General features: G+C 64.2%; 20 protein-coding genes. 9 read left to right on the top strand and 11 right to left on the bottom strand.

The annotated features are described in order from the left end of the window. Nucleotides 1–14 precede the first annotated feature (14 nt). The 4 genes from JYK05_RS00275 to JYK05_RS00260 form a co-directional block, all read right to left on the bottom strand. Nucleotides 15–1574 carry a methyl-accepting chemotaxis protein gene (locus tag JYK05_RS00275; RefSeq protein WP_175938949.1) on the bottom strand — a complete coding sequence of 520 codons (1560 nt, stop codon included), beginning with the start codon at nt 1572–1574 and terminating at the stop codon, nt 15–17. A gap of 467 nt (nt 1575–2041) precedes the next feature. Further along, nucleotides 2042–2584 (bottom strand): response regulator transcription factor, encoded by a 543-nt coding sequence (locus JYK05_RS00270; protein ID WP_206467333.1) that lies wholly within the window; start codon nt 2582–2584, stop codon nt 2042–2044. Between the two features lie 36 nt (nt 2585–2620). Then, the gene (locus JYK05_RS00265) at nt 2621–3919 is read right to left on the bottom strand and encodes an ATP-binding protein (RefSeq protein WP_206467332.1); all 1299 of its coding nucleotides are present in this window, start codon (nt 3917–3919) and stop codon (nt 2621–2623) included. A 130-nt stretch (nt 3920–4049) separates the two neighbouring features. Continuing rightward, a complete protein-coding gene (locus JYK05_RS00260) occupies nt 4050–4259 on the bottom strand; it encodes a cysteine-rich CWC family protein (protein ID WP_206467331.1) in 210 nt (69 codons plus the stop codon). 153 nt (nt 4260–4412) lie between these two features. Between JYK05_RS00260 and argB the strand changes: the two genes are divergently transcribed. Beyond that, nucleotides 4413–5312, top strand: coding sequence for an acetylglutamate kinase (argB, locus tag JYK05_RS00255; RefSeq protein WP_159837600.1), 900 nt, complete (start codon nt 4413–4415; stop codon nt 5310–5312). A gap of 65 nt (nt 5313–5377) precedes the next feature. After that, nucleotides 5378–6145 (top strand): pyrimidine 5'-nucleotidase, encoded by a 768-nt coding sequence (locus JYK05_RS00250; RefSeq protein WP_206467330.1) that lies wholly within the window; start codon nt 5378–5380, stop codon nt 6143–6145. On the opposite strand, the gene JYK05_RS00245 is transcribed toward JYK05_RS00250, so the two are convergent. Beyond that, entirely contained in the window at nt 6135–6455 is a 321-nt protein-coding gene (locus JYK05_RS00245) for a type II toxin-antitoxin system RelE/ParE family toxin (protein ID WP_175938941.1), read from the bottom strand. The two genes, JYK05_RS00250 and JYK05_RS00245, sit on opposite strands and share 11 nt — an antisense overlap. Further along, nucleotides 6452–6733, bottom strand: a complete 282-nt coding sequence (locus tag JYK05_RS00240; RefSeq protein ID WP_175938940.1) for a type II toxin-antitoxin system Phd/YefM family antitoxin — start codon at nt 6731–6733, stop codon at nt 6452–6454. Before JYK05_RS00240 ends, JYK05_RS00245 begins: the two co-directional genes overlap by 4 nt. Nucleotides 6734–7026: 293 nt before the next feature. On the opposite strand from JYK05_RS00240, the gene JYK05_RS00235 reads away from it, so the two are divergent. The 4 genes from JYK05_RS00235 to JYK05_RS00220 are packed head-to-tail and all read left to right on the top strand — an operon-like array spanning nt 7027 to nt 11045. Then, nucleotides 7027–8172, top strand: a complete 1146-nt coding sequence (locus JYK05_RS00235; RefSeq protein WP_175938938.1) for a homoserine O-acetyltransferase — start codon at nt 7027–7029, stop codon at nt 8170–8172. Next, nucleotides 8169–8777 carry a methionine biosynthesis protein MetW gene (gene metW / locus JYK05_RS00230; RefSeq protein WP_175938937.1) on the top strand — a complete coding sequence of 203 codons (609 nt, stop codon included), beginning with the start codon at nt 8169–8171 and terminating at the stop codon, nt 8775–8777. The genes JYK05_RS00235 and metW overlap by 4 nt, the downstream gene beginning before the upstream one ends. Nucleotides 8778–8823: 46 nt before the next feature. Next, complete coding sequence (locus JYK05_RS00225; RefSeq protein WP_175938935.1) at nt 8824–10110, top strand: AmpG family muropeptide MFS transporter; 1287 nt, start codon at nt 8824–8826, stop codon at nt 10108–10110. Continuing rightward, on the top strand, nt 10107–11045 hold the full coding sequence (locus tag JYK05_RS00220; RefSeq protein WP_175938933.1) for a M48 family metallopeptidase: 939 nt from the start codon (nt 10107–10109) through the stop codon (nt 11043–11045). Before JYK05_RS00225 ends, JYK05_RS00220 begins: the two co-directional genes overlap by 4 nt. On the opposite strand, the gene JYK05_RS00215 is transcribed toward JYK05_RS00220, so the two are convergent. The 5 genes from JYK05_RS00215 to gatC all read right to left on the bottom strand — a co-directional run bounded on the left by JYK05_RS00215 (nt 11046) and on the right by gatC (nt 16150). After that, a complete protein-coding gene (locus JYK05_RS00215; RefSeq protein WP_175938931.1) occupies nt 11046–11828 on the bottom strand; it encodes an exodeoxyribonuclease III in 783 nt (260 codons plus the stop codon). A 25-nt stretch (nt 11829–11853) separates the two neighbouring features. Further along, a complete protein-coding gene (locus JYK05_RS00210) occupies nt 11854–12693 on the bottom strand; it encodes a PPK2 family polyphosphate kinase (protein ID WP_175938930.1) in 840 nt (279 codons plus the stop codon). Between the two features lie 112 nt (nt 12694–12805). Beyond that, nucleotides 12806–14275 carry an Asp-tRNA(Asn)/Glu-tRNA(Gln) amidotransferase subunit GatB gene (gene gatB, locus JYK05_RS00205; RefSeq protein WP_175938928.1) on the bottom strand — a complete coding sequence of 490 codons (1470 nt, stop codon included), beginning with the start codon at nt 14273–14275 and terminating at the stop codon, nt 12806–12808. 2 nt (nt 14276–14277) lie between these two features. Beyond that, nucleotides 14278–15768 carry an Asp-tRNA(Asn)/Glu-tRNA(Gln) amidotransferase subunit GatA gene (gatA, locus tag JYK05_RS00200; protein WP_206467329.1) on the bottom strand — a complete coding sequence of 497 codons (1491 nt, stop codon included), beginning with the start codon at nt 15766–15768 and terminating at the stop codon, nt 14278–14280. Between the two features lie 82 nt (nt 15769–15850). Further along, the gene (gene gatC, locus JYK05_RS00195; RefSeq protein WP_159837576.1) at nt 15851–16150 is read right to left on the bottom strand and encodes an Asp-tRNA(Asn)/Glu-tRNA(Gln) amidotransferase subunit GatC; all 300 of its coding nucleotides are present in this window, start codon (nt 16148–16150) and stop codon (nt 15851–15853) included. Between the two features lie 377 nt (nt 16151–16527). On the opposite strand from gatC, the gene JYK05_RS00190 reads away from it, so the two are divergent. The 3 genes from JYK05_RS00190 (at nt 16528) to mreD (ending at nt 19373) form a co-directional block, all read left to right on the top strand. After that, nucleotides 16528–17571 (top strand): rod shape-determining protein, encoded by a 1044-nt coding sequence (locus JYK05_RS00190; RefSeq protein WP_004189550.1) that lies wholly within the window; start codon nt 16528–16530, stop codon nt 17569–17571. Between the two features lie 192 nt (nt 17572–17763). Continuing rightward, nucleotides 17764–18864, top strand: coding sequence for a rod shape-determining protein MreC (mreC, locus tag JYK05_RS00185; protein WP_206467328.1), 1101 nt, complete (start codon nt 17764–17766; stop codon nt 18862–18864). Next, nucleotides 18861–19373, top strand: coding sequence for a rod shape-determining protein MreD (gene mreD / locus JYK05_RS00180; RefSeq protein WP_175938922.1), 513 nt, complete (start codon nt 18861–18863; stop codon nt 19371–19373). The genes mreC and mreD overlap by 4 nt, the downstream gene beginning before the upstream one ends. Nucleotides 19374–19380 lie beyond the last annotated feature (7 nt).

The raw sequence follows: 19380 nt of genomic DNA, 5'->3' as shown, positions 1-19380 counted from the left end.
GCCCTGCCGTCCGCTTAAGCGCGCCCTTCGAGCTCGAACACCGCCACCGCGCCTTTCAACTGCTCGGCCTGATCCGCCATCGCCCCGGCCGCTGCTGCGGCCTGCTCGACGAGCGCCGCGTTCTGCTGCGTCACCTGATCCATCTGCGCGACCGCGCGATTCACCTGCTCGATGCCCGCGCTCTGCTCGTGCGACGCCGCCGAAATCTGCGCCATGATGCCCGTCACGCGCTGCACGGCTTCCGTGACTTCCGCCATCGTCGCGCCGGCGCGCTCGGCAATCGCCGCGCCGCTGTCCACGCGCGCCGTCGAGGCTTCGATCAGTTCCTTGATCTCCTTCGCCGACATCGCGCTGCGCTGCGCGAGCGAGCGCACTTCGCCCGCCACGACCGCGAAGCCGCGCCCTTCTTCGCCCGCCCGCGCCGCTTCGACGGCTGCGTTCAACGCGAGAATGTTCGTCTGGAACGCGATGCCTTCGATCACCGCGATGATGTCCGTCATGCGCTTGCTGCCTGACGCCAGTTCGCGCATGTTGTCGACCACTTCGCCGACCAGTTCGCTGCCGCGCGCCGACACGTCCGACGCGCCGCGCGCGAGCGTGGTGGCTTCGTCGGCATTGCTCGCGTTCTGGCGCACGGTCGCGGTCAGCTGCTCCATGCTCGACGCGGTTTCTTCCAGCGACGCCGCCTGTTCCTCCGTGCGTTGCGAGAGGTCGGTGTTGCCCTGCGCGATCTCGCGCGATGCGAACAAAATCGACTCGCTCGCGTGGCGAATGCCGCCGACGATCTCCGCGAGCTTGCTGCTCATGTTGCCGAGGCTGTGCAGCATGCTGCTGTCGTCGCCGGGACGCGTCTCGACGCGCGCCGTCAGATCGCCTTGCGCAATGCGGTTGGCGATCTGCGCCGCATACGCCGGCTCGCCGCCGAGCTGCGCGGCAAGACGCCGGCCGATGACCACCGCGAGCACCGCGCCCGCCGCCATCGCGCCCAGAACGAGCGCGAGCAACACGACGCGCATGGTGTCGTACTCCGCCGCCGCGCTCGCGCGCGCCGCCGTCGCGCGCGCACGCTTGTAGTCGGCGAGCCGCTCCAGCGCGTCGCGCGCCTTCTCGCTCGCGGCAATCGCGCGTGCAATCAACCCCATCTGATCGACGTCGATAGGCATCGGCTTCACGCCCATCTGCATCTGCACGATCTCTTCCCACGCGGCGACCGACTGGCTCGCGGCGTCGTAGAGCGCCGAGCCTTGCGGCGTCGAGAGCGTCGGGCGCATGCGCTCGAACGCGCGATGCATCGCGGCGAGCGATTCGCCCATGTCCTGCTTGAGCTTCTGCTTGCCGGCGTCGTCGGCGAAGGTCAGGTTGGCGGCGTCGAGGTCCGTGTTGACCTTGTGCTTGTTGATTTCCTCGGCCCAGTAGAGGCCGTCCATGTGACGGTCGCCGATTTCCTCGACGAGGCTATGCATCTTGGCAAGCGACACCACGCCCGTTCCGCCCACGCATGCCGTGAACAGAATCACGACCGCGAACGACAACAGCAGCTTGCTCAAGACCGACAGGCGGTCAAACCCTTTCATCGATGTCTCCGAATGTCGCGAGCGGGCACGTCGGACGCAGCCGGCGCGCACGCGCTCGCTCGCTTCCGGTCCCCGGCTCCTTTTCCGCGCCCCGCAGACGACGCCCGCGGACAGCGCTTCTCGCCGGTGCAATGCCGGCGTTGCGCGATACATGTCACGCACAAGGAGGCTTTACGGCGCTCGCGACGTGTTTCTTGAGCGCGGTATACAGGGTATATGGCGGAAACATCGCCGCGCGCATGGCGGCATGGGAGACACCTTTCTTGTTGCTAACAAGCAGGCGATTAGGAGACTTCCTACTTTTCGGATTTATCGTATATAAGGGTGCGATGCCGGCACGTATGCTGCGTTCGTGCATATCCCCATGTATATGCACGAAGTCGTTGCAACTCTCCGATTACCGCCCTCGTTCCCCGGCTTGGGCGGTTCTTTTTTTGTTCGTCGTTTTCCTGCGTGGCAGCGGTCGCTTACTGGCGCACCGGCTTCTTCGCCAGCTTGCGCTGCAACGTGCGCCGATGCATGTTGAGCGCGCGCGCCGTCGCCGAAATATTGCCGTTGTTCTCCGCCAGCGCCCGCTGGATATGCTCCCACTCCAGCCGCGCCACCGAAAGCAGCGTCGGATGCTCGATCGCTTCCTCGGCCGTCTGCTCGCTCGCCTCTTCCTGAAGCGCCAGCAGAATCGATTCGACGTTCGCGGGCTTCGCCAGATAATTGTCCGCGCCGTCCTTCACCGCTTGCACGGCCGTTGCGATACTCGCATAGCCGGTCAGCACGAGAATGCGCGCATCCGGTTGCAGGTCGCGCAACGGGGCGACGAGGCGCAGCCCGGAATCGTTGCCGAGATGCAAGTCCACCGTGATTTGACCGAACTTGTGCTGGTTCGCGAGCTTCACGGCGTCGTCCGCGTTGTGCGCCTGATGCGCCGTGTAGCCGCGACGCGCCAGCCCGCGCGCCAGAATGCCCGAAAAGACTTCGTCGTCGTCGATGATCAGGAAGTTGTTATCGCTCATGGTTCATTTCTCCTTGTTTCTCTTGGCCAAGCAGGTTCACGCCGCGCCGCTCGATTCCGTTCGCGCCGTCGCAACCGGCGCCGCCGCCGCGCCCCGGTTCGGCACCTTGAGCACAGCGCGCGTGCCGTGCGGCTCGGCCTCCAACAGTTCGATGGAACCGTTGAGCCGCGCCGCCGCCGCGAACGCGAGATAGAGCCCGACGCCGTGACCGCCCTGCGTGCTGTCGACAGGACCCGCGCCGAGCGACGCGCGCAGCGCGGGCGGAATGCCGGGGCCGCGATCGCACACTTCGAAGCGCACGTAACGCGCGCCCTCTTCCGCTTCCGACACGGCTTGCAGCGTCACGAACTCGCTGCTCGCGCGCGCGGCGTTGTCGAGCAGGATCGTGAGAATCTGGCCGACGGCCACCGCGTCGTCGATGGACGCCGTGGCCGGCGCTTCGCCGACTTGCTCGAACTCCACTTGCGGGTGCCGCAGCCGCCATTGCTCGATGAAACTCGCGAGCCATTCGTCGAGCGGCTGCCGGTTCGACGGCCCGCTCGCCCGGCTGCGCAGCCGCGCCAGCGCCGACGTGCACAGCGCCATCTGCTGTTCGAGCAGTTCGAAGTCGTCGGCGTACGGCGCGAGGTTGGAGTCGTGCGCGGCGGCATCGCGCAATTCTTCGGAGAGCATGGCAATGGTGGACAGCGGCGTGCCCATTTCATGCGCGACGGTCGCTGCCTGCACGCCGAGCGCGACCGCGCGTTCATCGCGCAGATGACGCTGCTGCGCGTCGGCGAGCGCGGCGTCGCGCAGGCGCAGCGCCCGCGACATGCGCGCGACGAACCAGCCGATCAAGCCCACGCTCACCATGAAGTTGACCCACAGGCCGAGGCGGAAATAATCGAAGAGATTCGCCGGATTCTCGATATTGAGCGGCACGTAGTTGTAGCTGAGAAGCGCGTAACACGCGACGGCGAAGAGCGCGAGACACGCCATCATGTGCCACGGCAGGATGGCGGCGGCAATGGCGAGCGACGGCAGATACAGCGTGACGAACGGATTGGTCGCGCCGCCCGACAGAAACAGCAGCGCGGACAGCGCGCCGAGATCGACGCACATCTGCCCGAACAGTTCGAGGTTCGTCTCGGGCCGCGCCCGCGCGACGCGCAGCCACGTCAGCCCGTTGAAGACCATCTCCAGCGCGATCACGAGCAGCATGGCCGGCAGCGGCAGATTCGCGCCGAGCCAAATCTGCACGACGGCGATGGTCGTCAACTGGCCGATGATCGCGAGCGAGCGAAGCCAGAACAGATGGCCGAGGTTGACGCGACCGGTATTCGTTATGCGATGCATGTGCCTTCGAGTGCGCGCCGGCAGCAACAGCGCGCCGGCAAGTCGTGGTTCATGCGGCATTATCCCGCTTGCGCGCGCCGCCGAACCGCCGATGGCGCGATTTGTCGCACCCCGCGCGGCATGCGCTCTGCTAACTCGAAAGGCCGGCCTTTTCTATTTCGGCGAGCAGGCACGCCCGGCACAGACACACTTCGCCCGCGCGCAAGCGCTCGGCCGGCAACGCGGGCAGCGACGCGCACCAGCAGGCGGCATCGCCCGAAAGCGAGCCGCATCGGAACGCCGCGCCGCAGCGGGCGCACACGGCGCGCGGCGCGGGCGGTGGAGACGGTGGCTTCGTCATGGTGACGCGTGCGTGACAGCGAAAGATGAACGATGATCGCACGTCGCCGGCCGTGCCGGAAACCGCGGCGGCGTCGCGGCAAAACGTCATATCGCCTCGCATCGGTCCTGTACAATTCCGCCTGTTTAAACGCTCTTCGCCTCGACTGCCGCCATGTCCGACCTTCCCGACCTCACGCAGATCGCGCCTACCCTGAAAGCTGAAATCCTGGCCGAGGCGCTGCCCTATATTCGTCAATATCACGGCAAGACGGTCGTGATCAAATACGGCGGCAATGCCATGACCGAAGAGCGCCTGAAGCAAGGCTTCGCGCGCGACGTCATTCTGCTGAAGCTCGTCGGCATCAACCCGGTGATCGTCCACGGCGGCGGCCCGCAGATCGACCAGGCGCTGAAGAAGATCGGCAAGCAGGGCACGTTCATTCAAGGCATGCGCGTCACCGACGAAGAGACGATGGAAGTCGTCGAGTGGGTGCTCGGCGGCGAAGTGCAGCAGGACATCGTCACGCTCATCAATCACTTCGGCGGCCACGCGGTCGGTCTCACCGGCAAGGACGGCGGACTCATCCACGCGCGCAAGCTGATGATGCCGGACCGCGACAATCCGGGGCAGTTCATCGACATCGGTCAAGTGGGCGAAGTGGAAGCCATTAATCCGGCTGTCGTGAAGGCGCTGCAGGACGACGCGTTCATCCCCGTCATTTCGCCCATCGGCTTCGGTGAAGACGGCCTCTCGTACAACATCAACGCGGATCTGGTCGCTGGCAAGCTGGCGGTCGTGCTGAACGCCGAAAAGCTCGTCATGATGACCAACATTCCCGGCGTGATGGACAAGGAAGGCAATCTGCTCACGGACCTCTCAGCGCGCGAGATCGACGCGCTTTTCGCCGACGGCACCATCTCCGGCGGCATGCTGCCGAAAATCTCGTCGGCGCTGGATGCCGCGAAGAGCGGCGTGCGCTCGGTGCATATCATCGACGGGCGCATCGAGCATTCGGTGCTGCTCGAAATCCTGACCGAACAGCCGTTCGGCACGATGATCCGCTCGCATTGAGCTTCATTGAGCCTTGCTCATTTCATGACGACGCCCGCCTCCGCGCGGGCGTTTCTTTTCGCGCAATGAATTCGCAACCTACTTCCCGCCGCCGCCGCGTCGAGCCGCGCGTGCCGGTCTGGCTCTTCGATCTCGACAACACGCTGCATCACGCGTCGCATCAGATCTTCCCGGCCATCAATCGCGCGATGACGCAGTACATCATGGACCGGCTCGGCGTCGATGTGGACGAGGCGAACCGGTTGCGCGTCGGCTATACGGTTCGATACGGCGCCACGCTCGTCGGCCTCGTGAAGCATCACGGCGTCGATCCGGCCGACTTTCTGCACGTCGTGCACACGTTCGCCGATCTTCCGTCGATGCTGCGCGCCGAACGCGGCATCGGCCGAACGCTGCGCGCGCTGCCGGGCCGCAAGATCGTGCTGACCAACGCGCCGTCCGTCTACGCGCGGGCCGTGCTCGCGGAACTCGGCATCGAGCGGCTATTCGAGCGCGTGATCGCCATCGAGGACATGCGCGAAGGCGACCGCTGGCGTTCGAAGCCGGACGCGCCGATGCTTCGCCGTGCGATGCGACGCGCGCGCGTGCGTCTCGCCGATGCGATTCTCGTCGAAGACACGCGCGGGCATCTGAAAAGCTATCGGCGGCTGGGCATCCGGACCGTGTGGATCGTCGGGCATCTGCCGGCGGCGCGCACGACCGCAGGCGCGGTTTCGGCGCGCTTGCCGGGCGTGGGCAGGCCGCACTATGTGGATCGCACGGTGCGGTCGTTGCGCGCGCTGACGCTCGGCATGGGCGGCGGCGCGCTCGGGCGGCCAGCGGCTAGATCCTGAAAAGCCGCCGCGCGAGAATATCTTCGAGGTCCGAACGCATATCGACGACGAGATGCACGTAGATGGTGTCGTCGTCGACCTTATAGATGATTCGGTTCGTCCCGCTAACGACTTCGTAATAGCCCGTCATGCGAAAGTCGACGAGTTCCGGCGGCGTCGCGCCCTTGCGCGGCGAAGCCTCGATGTCCGCGACGGCATCCGCAATCTTGTCGCGCGTCGCTTTCCACGCGGTGCCGCCGAACTTGTTGATCACGTAACGCCGGAAGTCCTGGAGGTCTTGTCGAACGGGATCGAGAAAGACGGTCTTCATTTGAGGCCCTCTTCCTTGTCGAGCCGCTCGATCTCGGCGAAAAAATCGCCCGCGCTGATGCAATGTCCCGCCTCGATATACTTTTGCCCCATTGCCAGAATCTTGAGCAGCGCGACGGTCTGATGCAGGTCCTCGTAGGACTGAACGTCCTGTACGACAACCTTCGCTTCGCCGTTCTGCGTGATGAGCATCGGCTCGCGGCTCTCCACGACGTTGCGGATCATCTCGGCTGCGCGGCTCTTCAAATGACTCAGCGGTCTGACGCGACTCGGTTTCATGTCGATTCCCGGCAAGGCGCGATGCCTAGACAATATAGACAGAAAACGACGCGCCACCCAAGCCGGCGACCGCCGTCACGATTAGCGGCTTTGTTACGTTTTCCGCTATACTTCACCGCTTGACAGAATTGAACACGCGCCGATTTGCTGACTCGATTGCGGGCGCGCGAACCAGGGCATCGGCATTGCTCCGGTTCACTATAAATGCGGCTAAAGAGGTCGTCAGCCGCGCCTATCTTCCGCTTCTTCGCGCCCAGCCGACACCGTTTAGCCGCCCAGTAAAGGCGGAATGAATGGAATCCATCGGCATCGTCACTCCCCAAACCTTGCGCTTTTCCGAGCCGCTCGTGCTTCAGAGCGGCAGTTCGCTCGGCGACTATGAACTCGTCGTCGAAACGTACGGTGAACTCAACGCCGCGCGCTCGAACGCGGTGCTCGTCTGCCATGCGCTCAACGCGTCGCATCACGTCGCGGGCGTGTACGCCGACAATCCGAAGGACGTCGGCTGGTGGGACAACATGGTCGGGCCCGGCAAGCCGCTCGACACCAATCGCTTCTTCGTGATCGGCGTGAACAACTTCGGCTCGTGCTTCGGCTCGACCGGGCCGATGAGCATCGACCGCGCGACCGGCAAGCCGTACGGCGCGCGCTTTCCTGTCGTGACGGTGGAAGACTGGGTGCACGCGCAGGCGCGCGTGGCTGACCGCTTCGGCATCGAGCGATTCGCGGCCGTGATGGGCGGCAGTCTCGGCGGCATGCAGGCGCTCGCGTGGAGCCTCATGTACCCGGAGCGGCTCGGGCATTGCATCGTGATCGCGTCGACGCCGAAGCTCTCGGCGCAGAACATCGCGTTCAACGAAACCGCGCGCTCCGCGATTCTCTCGGACCCCGACTTCCACGGCGGCGACTATTACGCGCACGGCGTGAAGCCGCGCCGGGGCCTGCGCGTCGCGCGCATGATCGGCCACATCACGTATCTTTCGGACGACGACATGGCCGTGAAATTCGGCCGCGCGCTGCGCCGTGCCGAAGGCGCGCTCGACGCGTACAACTTCAACTTCGACGTCGAGTTCGAAGTGGAGTCGTATCTGCGCTATCAGGCGGACAAGTTCGCCGAATACTTCGACGCCAACACGTACCTGCTCATCACGCGCGCGCTGGATTATTTCGATCCCGCCAAAGCCTACGACGGCGATCTCACGCAGGCGCTCGCCCGCACGAAGGCGAAGTATCTGATCGCGAGCTTCACGACCGACTGGCGTTTCGCGCCGGCGCGTTCCCGCGAGATCGTGAAGGCGCTGCTCGACAACAAGCGGACGGTGAGTTACGCCGAAATCGACGCGCCGCACGGCCACGACGCCTTCCTGCTCGACGACGCGCGCTATCACAACCTGATGCGCGCCTACTACGAACGCATTGCCACGGAGATCGGCGCATGAACCAGAACACGCTTGATTCGCTCGCGCTGCGCTCGGACTTCCGGGCGATCGCGCGCTGGGTCGAACCGCGCTCCACCGTGCTCGATCTCGGCTGCGGCGACGGGTCGCTGCTCTCGCTGCTCGCCGAAGAGCTGGAAGTGAACGGCTACGGCATCGAGATCAACGACGCCGGCGTGCTCGCCTGCGCGCAGAAGGGCGTAAACGTGATCCAGCAGAATCTCGAAGACGGCCTGCGCCTTTTCGAAGACGACAGCTTCGATTTCGCGATCCTCTCGCAGACGCTGCAGACCATTCACCAGACCGCCGCGATCCTGCGCGAAACGGTGCGCGTGGGGCGCGAATGCATCGTGTCGTTTCCGAACTTCGGCTATTGGCCGCACCGGCTTGCGGTCATTCAAGGCCGCATGCCGGTGTCGAAGTCGCTGCCGTATCAATGGCATAACACGCCGAACGTGCGCGTCCTGACCATCAAGGACTTCGAGGCGCTCGCGCCGGAAGTGGGCATCGAGATTCTGGACCGCGTGGTGCTGCACGGTGGGCAGTCCATCCGTTGGGGCGCGAACTGGCGTGGTAGTCTTGCGGTCTATCGCGTGAAGCGCCGGTGATGCGACCCGGCGCATCAAGCATCGACAACGCTTTTCCAACATCGACATGCCCGACACGCCACACGAGGCGCCCGCTCTAACTGCTCACGAAGAACATCCCCGCTGGCGCGCGTTTCTCAACGCGCGCATTCTGATTTGCGTGTTTCTCGGCTTCACGTCGGGATTGCCGCTTTTCACGCTGCTGAGTCTGTTGCAGGCGTGGCTCACGAAAGAGCACATCGACGTCAAGCAGATCGGTCTGTTCGCGCTGCTCGGGCTGCCTTATACGTGGAAATTCGTCTGGGCGCCGCTGATGGACCGCTACGTGCCGCGTCTGCCGTTCTGGCGGCCCGGCCGGCGGCGCGGCTGGATGCTCGTCACGCAAGTGCTCGTGACGCTGGCCATCGGCGCGTTCGGCTTTGTTTCGCCGAGCGAGGACATCTGGACGGTGGCCGCCATCGCCGGTCTGCTCGCGTTGTTCAGCGCAAGCCAGGATATCGCCATCGACGCGTACCGGCGCGAACTGCTCGCGGACACCGAACAGGGCCTCGGCAACGCAGTCCACGTCAATGCGTACAAAGTGGCGGGTCTCGTGCCGGGCTCGCTCGCGCTGATTCTCGCCGGCTTCCTGCCGTGGAAGACGGTTTTTATCGTGACGGCGCTGTTCATGGTGCCGGGCATCGTGACCACGCTCGTCGTGAAGGAACCGGCCGTGCACGGCACGCCGCCGAAAAGTCTGCGCGATGCGGTCGTCGAGCCCTTCCACGAATTTGTCACGCGCGACGGCTGGCGCGCCGCGCTCCTCGTGCTCAGCTTCATTTTTCTGTACAAGCTCGGCGACACCATGGCGACCGCGCTCGCCACCAAGTTCTTTCTCGACCTGGGCTTCACGACCTTGCAGCTCGGCGTGATCGCGAAGACGGTCGCGTTCTGGACGAGCCTCGCGGGCGGCATTATCGGCGGCGTGTTTCTGGTGAAGATCGGCATTGCGCGCGGGCTGTGGATTTTCGGCGTGTTGCAAATCGTCGCCACATTCGGCTTCGCGTGGCTCGCGAAGATCGGGCCGTCGCCGGTCGCGCTCGCGGTGCTGTACGGCTTCGAGACGTTCGCCACGGGACTCACGCTCGCCACGTTCACCGCGTACATCGCGAGCACCACCGACCCGCGCTACACCGCGACGCAATTCGCGCTTTTCACGAGCCTGGCGGCGGTGCCGCGCACGGTCGTGTCCGCGCTGAGCGGCTTTATCGTCGCGCGGACGGGCTGGTTCGAATACTTCCTCGTCTGCATCGCGCTGTCGATTCCGGGCATGTTACTGTTGCCGATCATCGCGCCCTGGAGACCAAAACGATGACGGTGCGCATATCGACTCACCGTGCGGGCCGCGCGCTCGCGCGGACGCTTGTCTGCGCGCTCGCGTGCGCCTCGCTCGCATCGCCGCGCGCGCATGCGCAGGACGAAGACCGCGCTCCCGCGCCTTACACTGCGCCGAACAACCAGATCCGCTTCGGCAATACCGCGCTCTTTCGCAACCTCATTCCGCCTGCGGCGCTCGAACAGCAATCGGCCGACGCGTACGCCACGATCATCCACGAGGCCGAGCGCAACAAGCGGCTGCTGCCGAATGACAACGCGCTGGTGAAGCGCGTGCGCGATATCGCGAATCACGAGATTCCGTTCGCGCTCAAGTGGAACGACCGCTCGAAGAACTGGAAGTGGGAAATCAACGTCGTGCGGTCGAACGAGATCCGCATGTACTGTCTGCCGGGCGGCAAGATCGTCGTGTATAGCGGCTTGATCGAGAAGCTGCATCTGAACGACAACGAGATCGGCATGATGATGGGCCACGAGATCGCGCACGCGCTGCGCGAACACGCCCGCGAGCGGCTCGGCCGCCAGCAGGCCGAGCAACTGACGGCGGGAACGATGCCGCAGCTTTTCGGCTTTGCGGATGTCGGCTCGACGCCGCTCGGCATCGGCGATCAGTTGCTCGCCATGCGCTATTCGCCCGCCGACGAAACCGAAGCTGACGTGATCGGCAGCGAGATCGCCTCGCGCGCGGGCTACGATCCGCGCGCCGCCGTCACGCTGTGGAACAAGATCGATACCGCCACGCGCCGCGAGGACAATGGTTTCGTCTGGATGCATCCGTACGGGCCGGACCGCAAGCAGGATCTGGAGAAACGCATGTCGGACATGATGCCGCTTTATGCGAAAGCCGTCGGCAAGAGTATCGATGCGTTGCCAAACTACGCGGGCATGGGGCGGTTCAAGAAGAGCGGGCGGTGATCACTTCCGACCGACCTTCCAGTCATAGTCGATCGTCAGCGGCGCGTGGTCGCTGAACTTGATGTCGCGGAAGATGGACGTGCTCTTCGCGGTCGCGGCAACCTCTTTGGTCGCGATCTGATAGTCGATGCGCCAGCCGACGTTCTTCGCGTACGCCTGACCGCGATTGCTCCACCACGTGTATTGCTCGGGCCGCTGGTCGAGCGTGCGGAACACGTCGACATAGCCCACCTCGTCGAACAGCTTGGTCAGCCACGCGCGTTCCTCCGGCAGACAGCCGGAATTCTTCTGATTGCTCTTCCAGTTCTTGATGTCGATTTCCTTGTGCACGATGTTCACGTCGCCGCACAGAATGACTTCGCGCTCTTTCGAGAGCGCGGCGAGATGCGGCATGAATTCGTCCATGAAGCGGTACTTCGCCTGCTGACGCTCATCGCCGCTCGATCCCGATGGCACATACACCGACACCACCGAAAGCCTGCCGAAGCGCGCTTCCACGTAGCGCCCTTCGGGATCGAACTCCTCGCTGCCGAAACCGATGATCACGTCGTCCGGCTCGTGCCGCGTATAGACGCCCGCGCCGCTGTAGCCCTTCTTGACCGCGTGCTGGAAGTAGCCCTGAAAGCCGTGCGGCGCGAGGAACTCGGGCGTCAGGTCGTCTTGCGAGCACTTGATTTCCTGCACGCAGACGACGTCGGCTGCCTGCTCGCCGAACCAGTCGAAAAAGCCTTTCTTGGCAGCCGAACGAATGCCGTTCAGATTGGCGGTGATCACGCGAAACATACGCTTCCTTTCTTCTTGATTTGATTTACTCGACCTTCACGCCCTTGAGCGATTCCTTCGCCGGCGGGAATTCGAGCTTCATGCCCTGCAACGTGCGCAAGACGAGTTCGGCGACCATCACGTTCCGATGCGTCTTCGAATCGCCCGGAATGATGTACCACGGCGCGTAGTCCGTCGAGGTCGCGCCGAGCGCCACGGAATACGCGCGCTGATAGTCGTCCCAGAGCTTGCGGGCCTCGAGGTCGGAGACGTCGAACTTCCAGTGCTTCGTCGGATCGTCGATGCGCGCCTGCAACCGCTCGCGCTGCTCGTCCTTGGAAATGTGCAGAAAGCATTTGACGATGGTCGTGCCGGCGTCCGCGAGCAGCGCCTCGAACTCGCGGATATGACGATAGCGCCGCTCGCATTCGTCATCGTCGATTTGCTTCAGCACGCGCGGCACGAGCACGTCTTCGTAGTGGCTGCGGTTGAAGATCGCGAGTTCGCCCGCCATCGGCGCTTGCGCGTGAACGCGCCAGAGAAAGTCGTGCGCCATCTCGCGCTCGGTCGGCGCGCGAAACGGCACGATGCGCAGGCCGAGCGGATCGACGTCCTGAAACACGCCGCGCACCGTGCCGTCCTTGCCGCTCGTGTCCATGCCTTGCAGCACCAGCAGCACGCGCTCGCGGCGCTGGGCGTGCAGCTTCTCCTGCAACTCGTTCAGCTGCGCGCCGATCTCAGCGAGGCGCGCGCGGTCGTCGTCTTTCGCGCCTGTCGAGAACGGCTTCGCAGACGGATCGACTGAAGTGATGTCGAACGCCTTGAGCTTTTTCCCGCCGTCGAAGTACGGAACGCGATAGTCGTCCAGGTCGGATTTCTTGGCCATGTTTTTTCCGCTTCAGCAATGAAAAACGGGCCGCTGCACAGATCAACCGGCAACAGCCCGTAAGTCTTACGCTCCTGAATCAGCAGACCATGCGCGACAATGCGCCGCCGACTCAGCCCAGCTTTTTCTTCAGCAATTCATTGACCTGCTGCGGATTGGCCTTGCCCTTCGTCGCCTTCATGGCCTGGCCGATCAGTGCGTTGAACGCCTTCTCCTTGCCCGCGCGGAATTCGTCCACGGACTTCTGGTTAGCGGCGAGCACTTCGTCGATGATCGCTTCCAGCGCGCCGGTGTCCGAGATCTGCTTCAGCCCTTTCGCCTCGATGATGCGGTCGGCCGCGGCTTCGTCCGTTGCCTTCTCTTCCCAGATGGACTGGAAGATGTCCTTCGCGATCTTGTTGGAGATGGTGCCGTCCGCGATGCGTTGCAGCACCAGCGCGAGCTGCGCCGCCGACACCGGCGACTGAGCGATATCGAGCGATTCGCGGTTGAGCTGCGCGGAGACGTCGCCCATGAGCCAGTTCGCGGCGATCTTCGCCTGCGCCGCGCCCGCCTTCTCGACGACCGCTTCGAAGTACGCGGCCATCGCCTTCGACGAAGTGAGCACGCCGGCGTCGTAGGACGTCAGGCCGTAGGTATCGACGAAACGCTTCTGCATGTCCGCCGGCAGTTCCGGCATCTCGTCACGCACGCGCGCCACCCAGCTTTCCTCGATCACGAGCGGCATCAGATCGGGATCAGGGAAATAGCGGTAGTCGTGCGCGTCTTCCTTGCTGCGCATGGAGCGCGTTTCGCGCTTGTCCGGATCGTACAGCCGCGTTTCTTGCACGACGGTGCCGCCATCTTCGATCAGTTCGATCTGACGGCGCACTTCGTACTGAATAGCTTCTTCGAGGAAGCGGAACGAGTTCAGGTTCTTGATCTCGGCGCGCGTGCCGAATTCCTTCTGGCCGACCGGACGCACCGAGACGTTCGCATCGCAGCGGAACGAGCCTTCCTGCATGTTGCCGTCGCAGATGCCGAGCCACACGACGAGCCCGTGCAGCGCCTTCGCATACGCGACTGCTTCGGCGGCGCTGCGCATTTCCGGCTCCGTGACGATTTCGAGCAGCGGCGTGCCCGCGCGGTTGAGGTCGATGCCCGTCATGCCTGCGAAATCTTCGTGCAGCGACTTGCCGGCGTCTTCTTCCAGATGCGCGCGCGTCAGGTTGACGGTCTTTTCGTACGCTTCCTTGCCGGCCTTTTCATTGGCGGGCACGTGGATGGTGATCTGTCCGCCCTGCACGACCGGAATCTCGTACTGGCTGATCTGGTAGCCCTTCGGCAGATCCGGGTAGAAGTAGTTCTTGCGCGCGAAGATGCTGCGCGGCGCGATATGCGCGCCGATGGCGAGCCCGAAGCGAATTGCGCGCTCGACAGCGCCGCGGTTCATGACCGGCAGCACGCCCGGCAGCGCGAGATCGACGGGACTTGCCTGCGTGTTCGGCGCTGCGCCGAACTGCGTGGGCGCGCCCGAGAAAATCTTGGAGACGGTGGAAAGCTGCGCGTGCGTTTCCAGACCGATGACGACTTCCCACTGCATGTTCACACTCCCGATGCCGATGGTGCCTTGCGGTGCCAGTCGGTCGCGCGCTGGAACGCGTCGGCGACCTGGAGCATCCGGGCTTCGTTGAAATAGTTGCCGACGATCTGCAGACCGACCGGCCGATTCGCATTCGCGCCCGCGCCGAAGCCGCACGGCACGCTCATGCCCGGCAGCCCCGCGAGGCTTACGGAGAGCGTGTAGATGTCGGCGAGGTACATCTGCACGGGATCGTCGGTCTTCTCGCCGAGATTCCACGCCACCGACGGCGCGACCGGTCCCATGATGACGTCGCACTGCTTGAACGCCTCCTGGAAATCCCGCGCGATGATGCGGCGAATCTTTTGCGCTTGCAGGTAGTACGCGTCGTAATAGCCGTGCGACAACACGTACGCGCCGACCAGAATCCGGCGCTTCACTTCCGGCCCAAAGCCTTCCGCGCGCGACTTCTTGTACATGTCGAGCAGGTCGCGGTACTCGGCCGCGCGATGCCCGTAGCGCACGCCGTCGAAGCGCGACAGATTGGACGACGCTTCCGCTGGCGCGATGATGTAGTACACCGGAATCGAAAGCTCGGTCTTCGGCAGCGAGACCTCGACGAGCGTCGCGCCGAGGGCTTCGTATTGCTTCAACGCGGCGTCGATGGCGGCGCGCACGTCGTCGGCGAGTCCCGCGCCGAAGTACTCCTTCGGCATGCCGATGCGCAGGCCCTTCAAAGGCTTGTCGGCATCTTCGCTCCAGTTCTTGCCGAGATAGCGCGTGTAGTCTTCGTTGTCGCGTTGCAGGCTCGTGGAGTCGCGCTCGTCGAAGCCGCCCATCGCGTTCAGGAGCAGCGCGCAGTCGGCGGCGGTCTGCGCCATCGGCCCGCCCTGATCGAGCGAGGACGCGAACGCGATCATCCCGTAACGCGACACGCGTCCGTATGTCGGCTTGATGCCGGTGATGCCGGTGAACGACGCGGGCTGACGGATGGACCCGCCCGTGTCGGTGCCGGTCGCGGCGGGCGCGAGGCGCGCGGCGACGGCCGCTGCCGACCCGCCCGACGATCCGCCCGGCACGGCCTTCAGGTCCCACGGGTTCTTCACCGCGCCGAAGTACGAGTTCTCGTTGGACGAGCCCATGGCGAACTCGTCCATGTTCGTCTTGCCGAGACACACCATGCCGGCGCGGCTCAGGCGCTCGACGACGGTGGCATCGAACGGGCTCGCGTAGTTCTCCAGCATGTGGGAACCCGCCGTCGACGCCCACCCGCGCGTGACGAACACGTCCTTGTGCGCGATCGGCAGGCCGGCGAGCGGACCGCCGTTGCCCTGCGCGATGAGGGCGTCGGCGGCTCTCGCCTGTTCCAGCGTGAGCTCCGGATTCACGCCGATGAACGCGTTCAGTTCTTTCGCGGCTTCGATGCGTTGCAGATACGACTGCGCCAGCTCGACGGCGGAGATCGCCTTCGAGTCGAGCGCGGCGCGCAGTTCGGTCAAGCTTTTCTGATGCATTGCAGTTCCCTGATGAGCGCGGCGCGTCACGCCACGCGCGAGATCGTTGTTCCGATGGACCGATACGGTCGATGCGCCACGCTCACTCGATCACCTTCGGCACGAGATAGAGCCCGTCCTGCACGGCCGGCGCGCAACGCTGGAACTCTTCGCGCTCGATCCGCTCTGAGACTGCGTCGTCGCGCAGTCGCAGCGCGACTTCCTCGATGGCGTCGATAGGATGCGCGAGCGGCTCGATGCCGGCGGTATCGACCGCCTGCATCTGCTCGACGAGACCGAAGAAGTCGTTGAGCCGCGCAAGCGTCGGTTCGGCCTCGTGGTCGGGCAGTTCCAGCCGCGCCAGATGCGCGATGCGTTTAACGTCGGTCAGGGTCAATGACATGGGATCACCGGAGAAAACATGAACAACTCCCGCGCCAAAAAGGTTCGCTGCAACAGTCAGTTACGATCCTGGCGGAAAGCCGTCGAAGCGGGGCCGAGGATGGCAAAAAGTGCCGTCCTTTTCCTATAGAAACCCCCAAATTATAAGGTATCATTACACGTTCGACCCACATCCGGATCGACCTGTCAGCGGCTTTCTCCCTGGATCAACCCTCGTCGAGAAACGTTTGCGTGGCATGTTCAATTCCGCGGTAGATTTCTGCTCGGATTTGCATTCACGGCGGCCCGTTTCGCCGTCCCGGCAAACCGTTATTTTTTCCGCTGCCGTCCCCGGCGCTCTTAGCGAGGCACGGCTACCCAGCGAGACAGGATTTTTGAATGTTCGGCTTTTTGCGCAGCTATTTTTCCAACGACCTGGCGATTGATCTCGGCACCGCCAACACGCTGATCTACATGCGCGGCAAGGGCATCGTCCTCGACGAGCCGTCAGTCGTCTCCATCCGTCAAGAAGGCGGCCCGAACGGCAAGAAGACCATTCAGGCTGTCGGCAAGGAAGCGAAGCAAATGCTCGGCAAGGTGCCGGGCAACATCGAAGCCATTCGGCCGATGAAAGACGGCGTGATCGCCGACTTCACCGTCACCGAACAGATGATCAAGCAGTTCATCAAGACTGCACACGAATCCCGCATGTTCTCGCCGTCGCCGCGCATCATCATTTGCGTGCCGTGCGGCTCCACGCAAGTCGAGCGCCGCGCCATCAAGGAAGCGGCTCACGGCGCGGGCGCATCGCAGGTGTATCTCATCGAAGAACCCATGGCCGCTGCAATCGGCGCGGGCCTGCCGGTCTCGGAAGCCACGGGCTCCATGGTCGTGGACATCGGCGGCGGCACGACTGAAGTCGGCGTCATCTCGCTCGGCGGCATCGTGTACAAGGGCTCGGTGCGCGTGGGCGGCGACAAGTTCGACGAAGCCATCGTCAATTACATCCGTCGCAACTACGGCATGTTGATCGGCGAACAAACCGCTGAAGCCATCAAGAAGGAAATCGGCTCGGCGTTCCCCGGCTCGGAAGTGAAGGAAATGGAAGTCAAGGGCCGCAACCTGTCCGAAGGCATTCCGCGCAGCTTCACCATTTCGAGCAACGAAATCCTCGAAGCCCTCACCGATCCGCTGAACCAGATCGTCTCGTCGGTGAAGATCGCGCTGGAACAGACGCCGCCGGAACTCGGTGCGGACATCGCCGAGCGCGGCATGATGCTGACGGGCGGCGGCGCGCTCCTGCGCGACCTCGACCGCCTGCTCGCGGAAGAAACCGGCTTGCCGGTGCTCGTCGCCGAAGATCCTCTGACCTGCGTGGTACGCGGCTCCGGCATGGCGCTCGAGCGCATGGACAAGCTCGGCAGCATCTTCTCTTACGAGTGATCGCAGGCTTCGGGGTGCGCGCGGTTCGTATCGAACGCATTGCCGAAGCAGACACTCGAGCATCCCGCGTAACGCGACGCGCGCACGGCCCGGCATCAGTCCGGGCCTTCGTCGAAACAGCGTAGGGCAGGTCCCGCCACAAGCGAAACAGCCTGCAGCATCATCCACCCGCTCACGCCCTCGGCGCTGACCATGGAATACAGTCCGCCGCCACTTTTCAAGCAAGGCCCTTCGGCGCTCGCACGTCTCATCTTCTTCGTGGTGCTGGCCATCGCGCTGCTGGTGTCGGACGTCCGCTTCAACACCCTCGAAATCGTGCGCGGCATTCTCGGCGCCGGGCTCTATCCGTTGCAGCGCGCGGCGCTGGTTCCGCGCGACATCTTTATGGGCGCGGCCGATCTCGCCGTCACGAGCGCCACGCTACGCAGCGAAAACCGCAAGCTCGCCGACAAGAACCTCGAACTGTCCATCAAGGCCGGCGACGCCGCGCAACTGAACATCGAGAACGCGCATCTCCGAGCGCTGCTGAACCTTCAGTCGCGTGCCACCACGCAGACCACGCCCGCCGAAATCCAGTACGACACGCGCGATCCTTTCACGCAGAAGGTCGTGATCGGCAAGGGCTCGCAGCAAGGCATTCAGGACGGGGCGCCTGTCGTGGACGAAGAAGGCGTGATCGGACAAGTCACGCGCGTCTTTCCGATGCAGTCGGAAGTCACGCTGCTCACCGACAAGGATCAAGCCGTGCCGGTGCAGATCGCGCGCACGGGGCTGCGCAGCGTCATCTACGGCACGCCGAAGGGCGACACGCTCGATTTGCGCTTCGTGCCGATCAGCGCGGACGTGCAAGTCGGCGACCAGCTTGTGACGAGCGGTCTCGACGGCGTGTATCCGCCGGGGCTCGCGGTCGCCAAGGTGCTACGCGTCGACAAGCAGGCGGATACGGCGTTCGCGCGCGTCGTCTGCGTGCCGGTCGCCGCGGTGCGTGGCGCGCGACAGCTGCTCGTGCTGCATTACAACGTCAACGTGCCGCCCAATCCGGTCGAAGTCGAAGCCGCCGCTGCTGCGAAGGAAGCGAAGGAAAACAAGGGCAAGAAGAAGCCCGCAGCCAAAGCAGCGGCGGGCGCGAGCGCACCGGCTGCCGCGTCGGCGCCGGCGAGCGCGTCGGCGGCTGTTGCTGCGTCGACGCCTGCCGCGAAAGCTGCTGCGCCGAAAGCGGCATCGAGCGCAGCGGCCAAATCGGGCAAGAAGGCGCATGCGCCGAAACCCGCTTCGTCGGGAGCCGCGCGATGAACCGTCCGCAATACATTCTTCAGCCGGTCAATCCGTACTTCATCACGTTCAGCCTGGCCGCTGCGTTCCTGCTGAATCTGGTGCCTTGGGGCCGGCTCGTCGGCGTGCCGGATTTCGTCGCGCTCGTGCTGCTCTTCTGGAACGTGCAGCAGCCGCGCAAGGTCGGCATGGGCATCGCGTTTCTGCTCGGGCTGTTGATGGACGTCCATAGCGCGAACCTGCTCGGCGAGCACGCGCTCGCGTACACGCTGTTGTCCTACGGCGCGATCACCATCCACCGGCGCGTGCTGTGGATGTCGCTGCCGGTTCAGACGTTCGTCGTCGCTCCGCTGCTGGTCGGCGCGCATCTCGTGCCGTTCATCATCCGTCTGATGACGGGCGCCGCGTTTCCCGGCTGGAGCTATCTCGTCAACGGATTCGTCGAGGCGCTGCTTTGGCCGATCGCGAGCTTCCTGCTTCTGATGCCGCAACGGCGCGCAGCCGATCCCGACGACACGCGCCCGATCTGAGCGCCGC

The organism is Caballeronia sp. M1242 (genome assembly GCF_017220215.1).
Lineage (GTDB): Bacteria > Pseudomonadota > Gammaproteobacteria > Burkholderiales > Burkholderiaceae > Caballeronia.
This window is presented reverse-complemented; position numbering and strand designations above follow the sequence as displayed.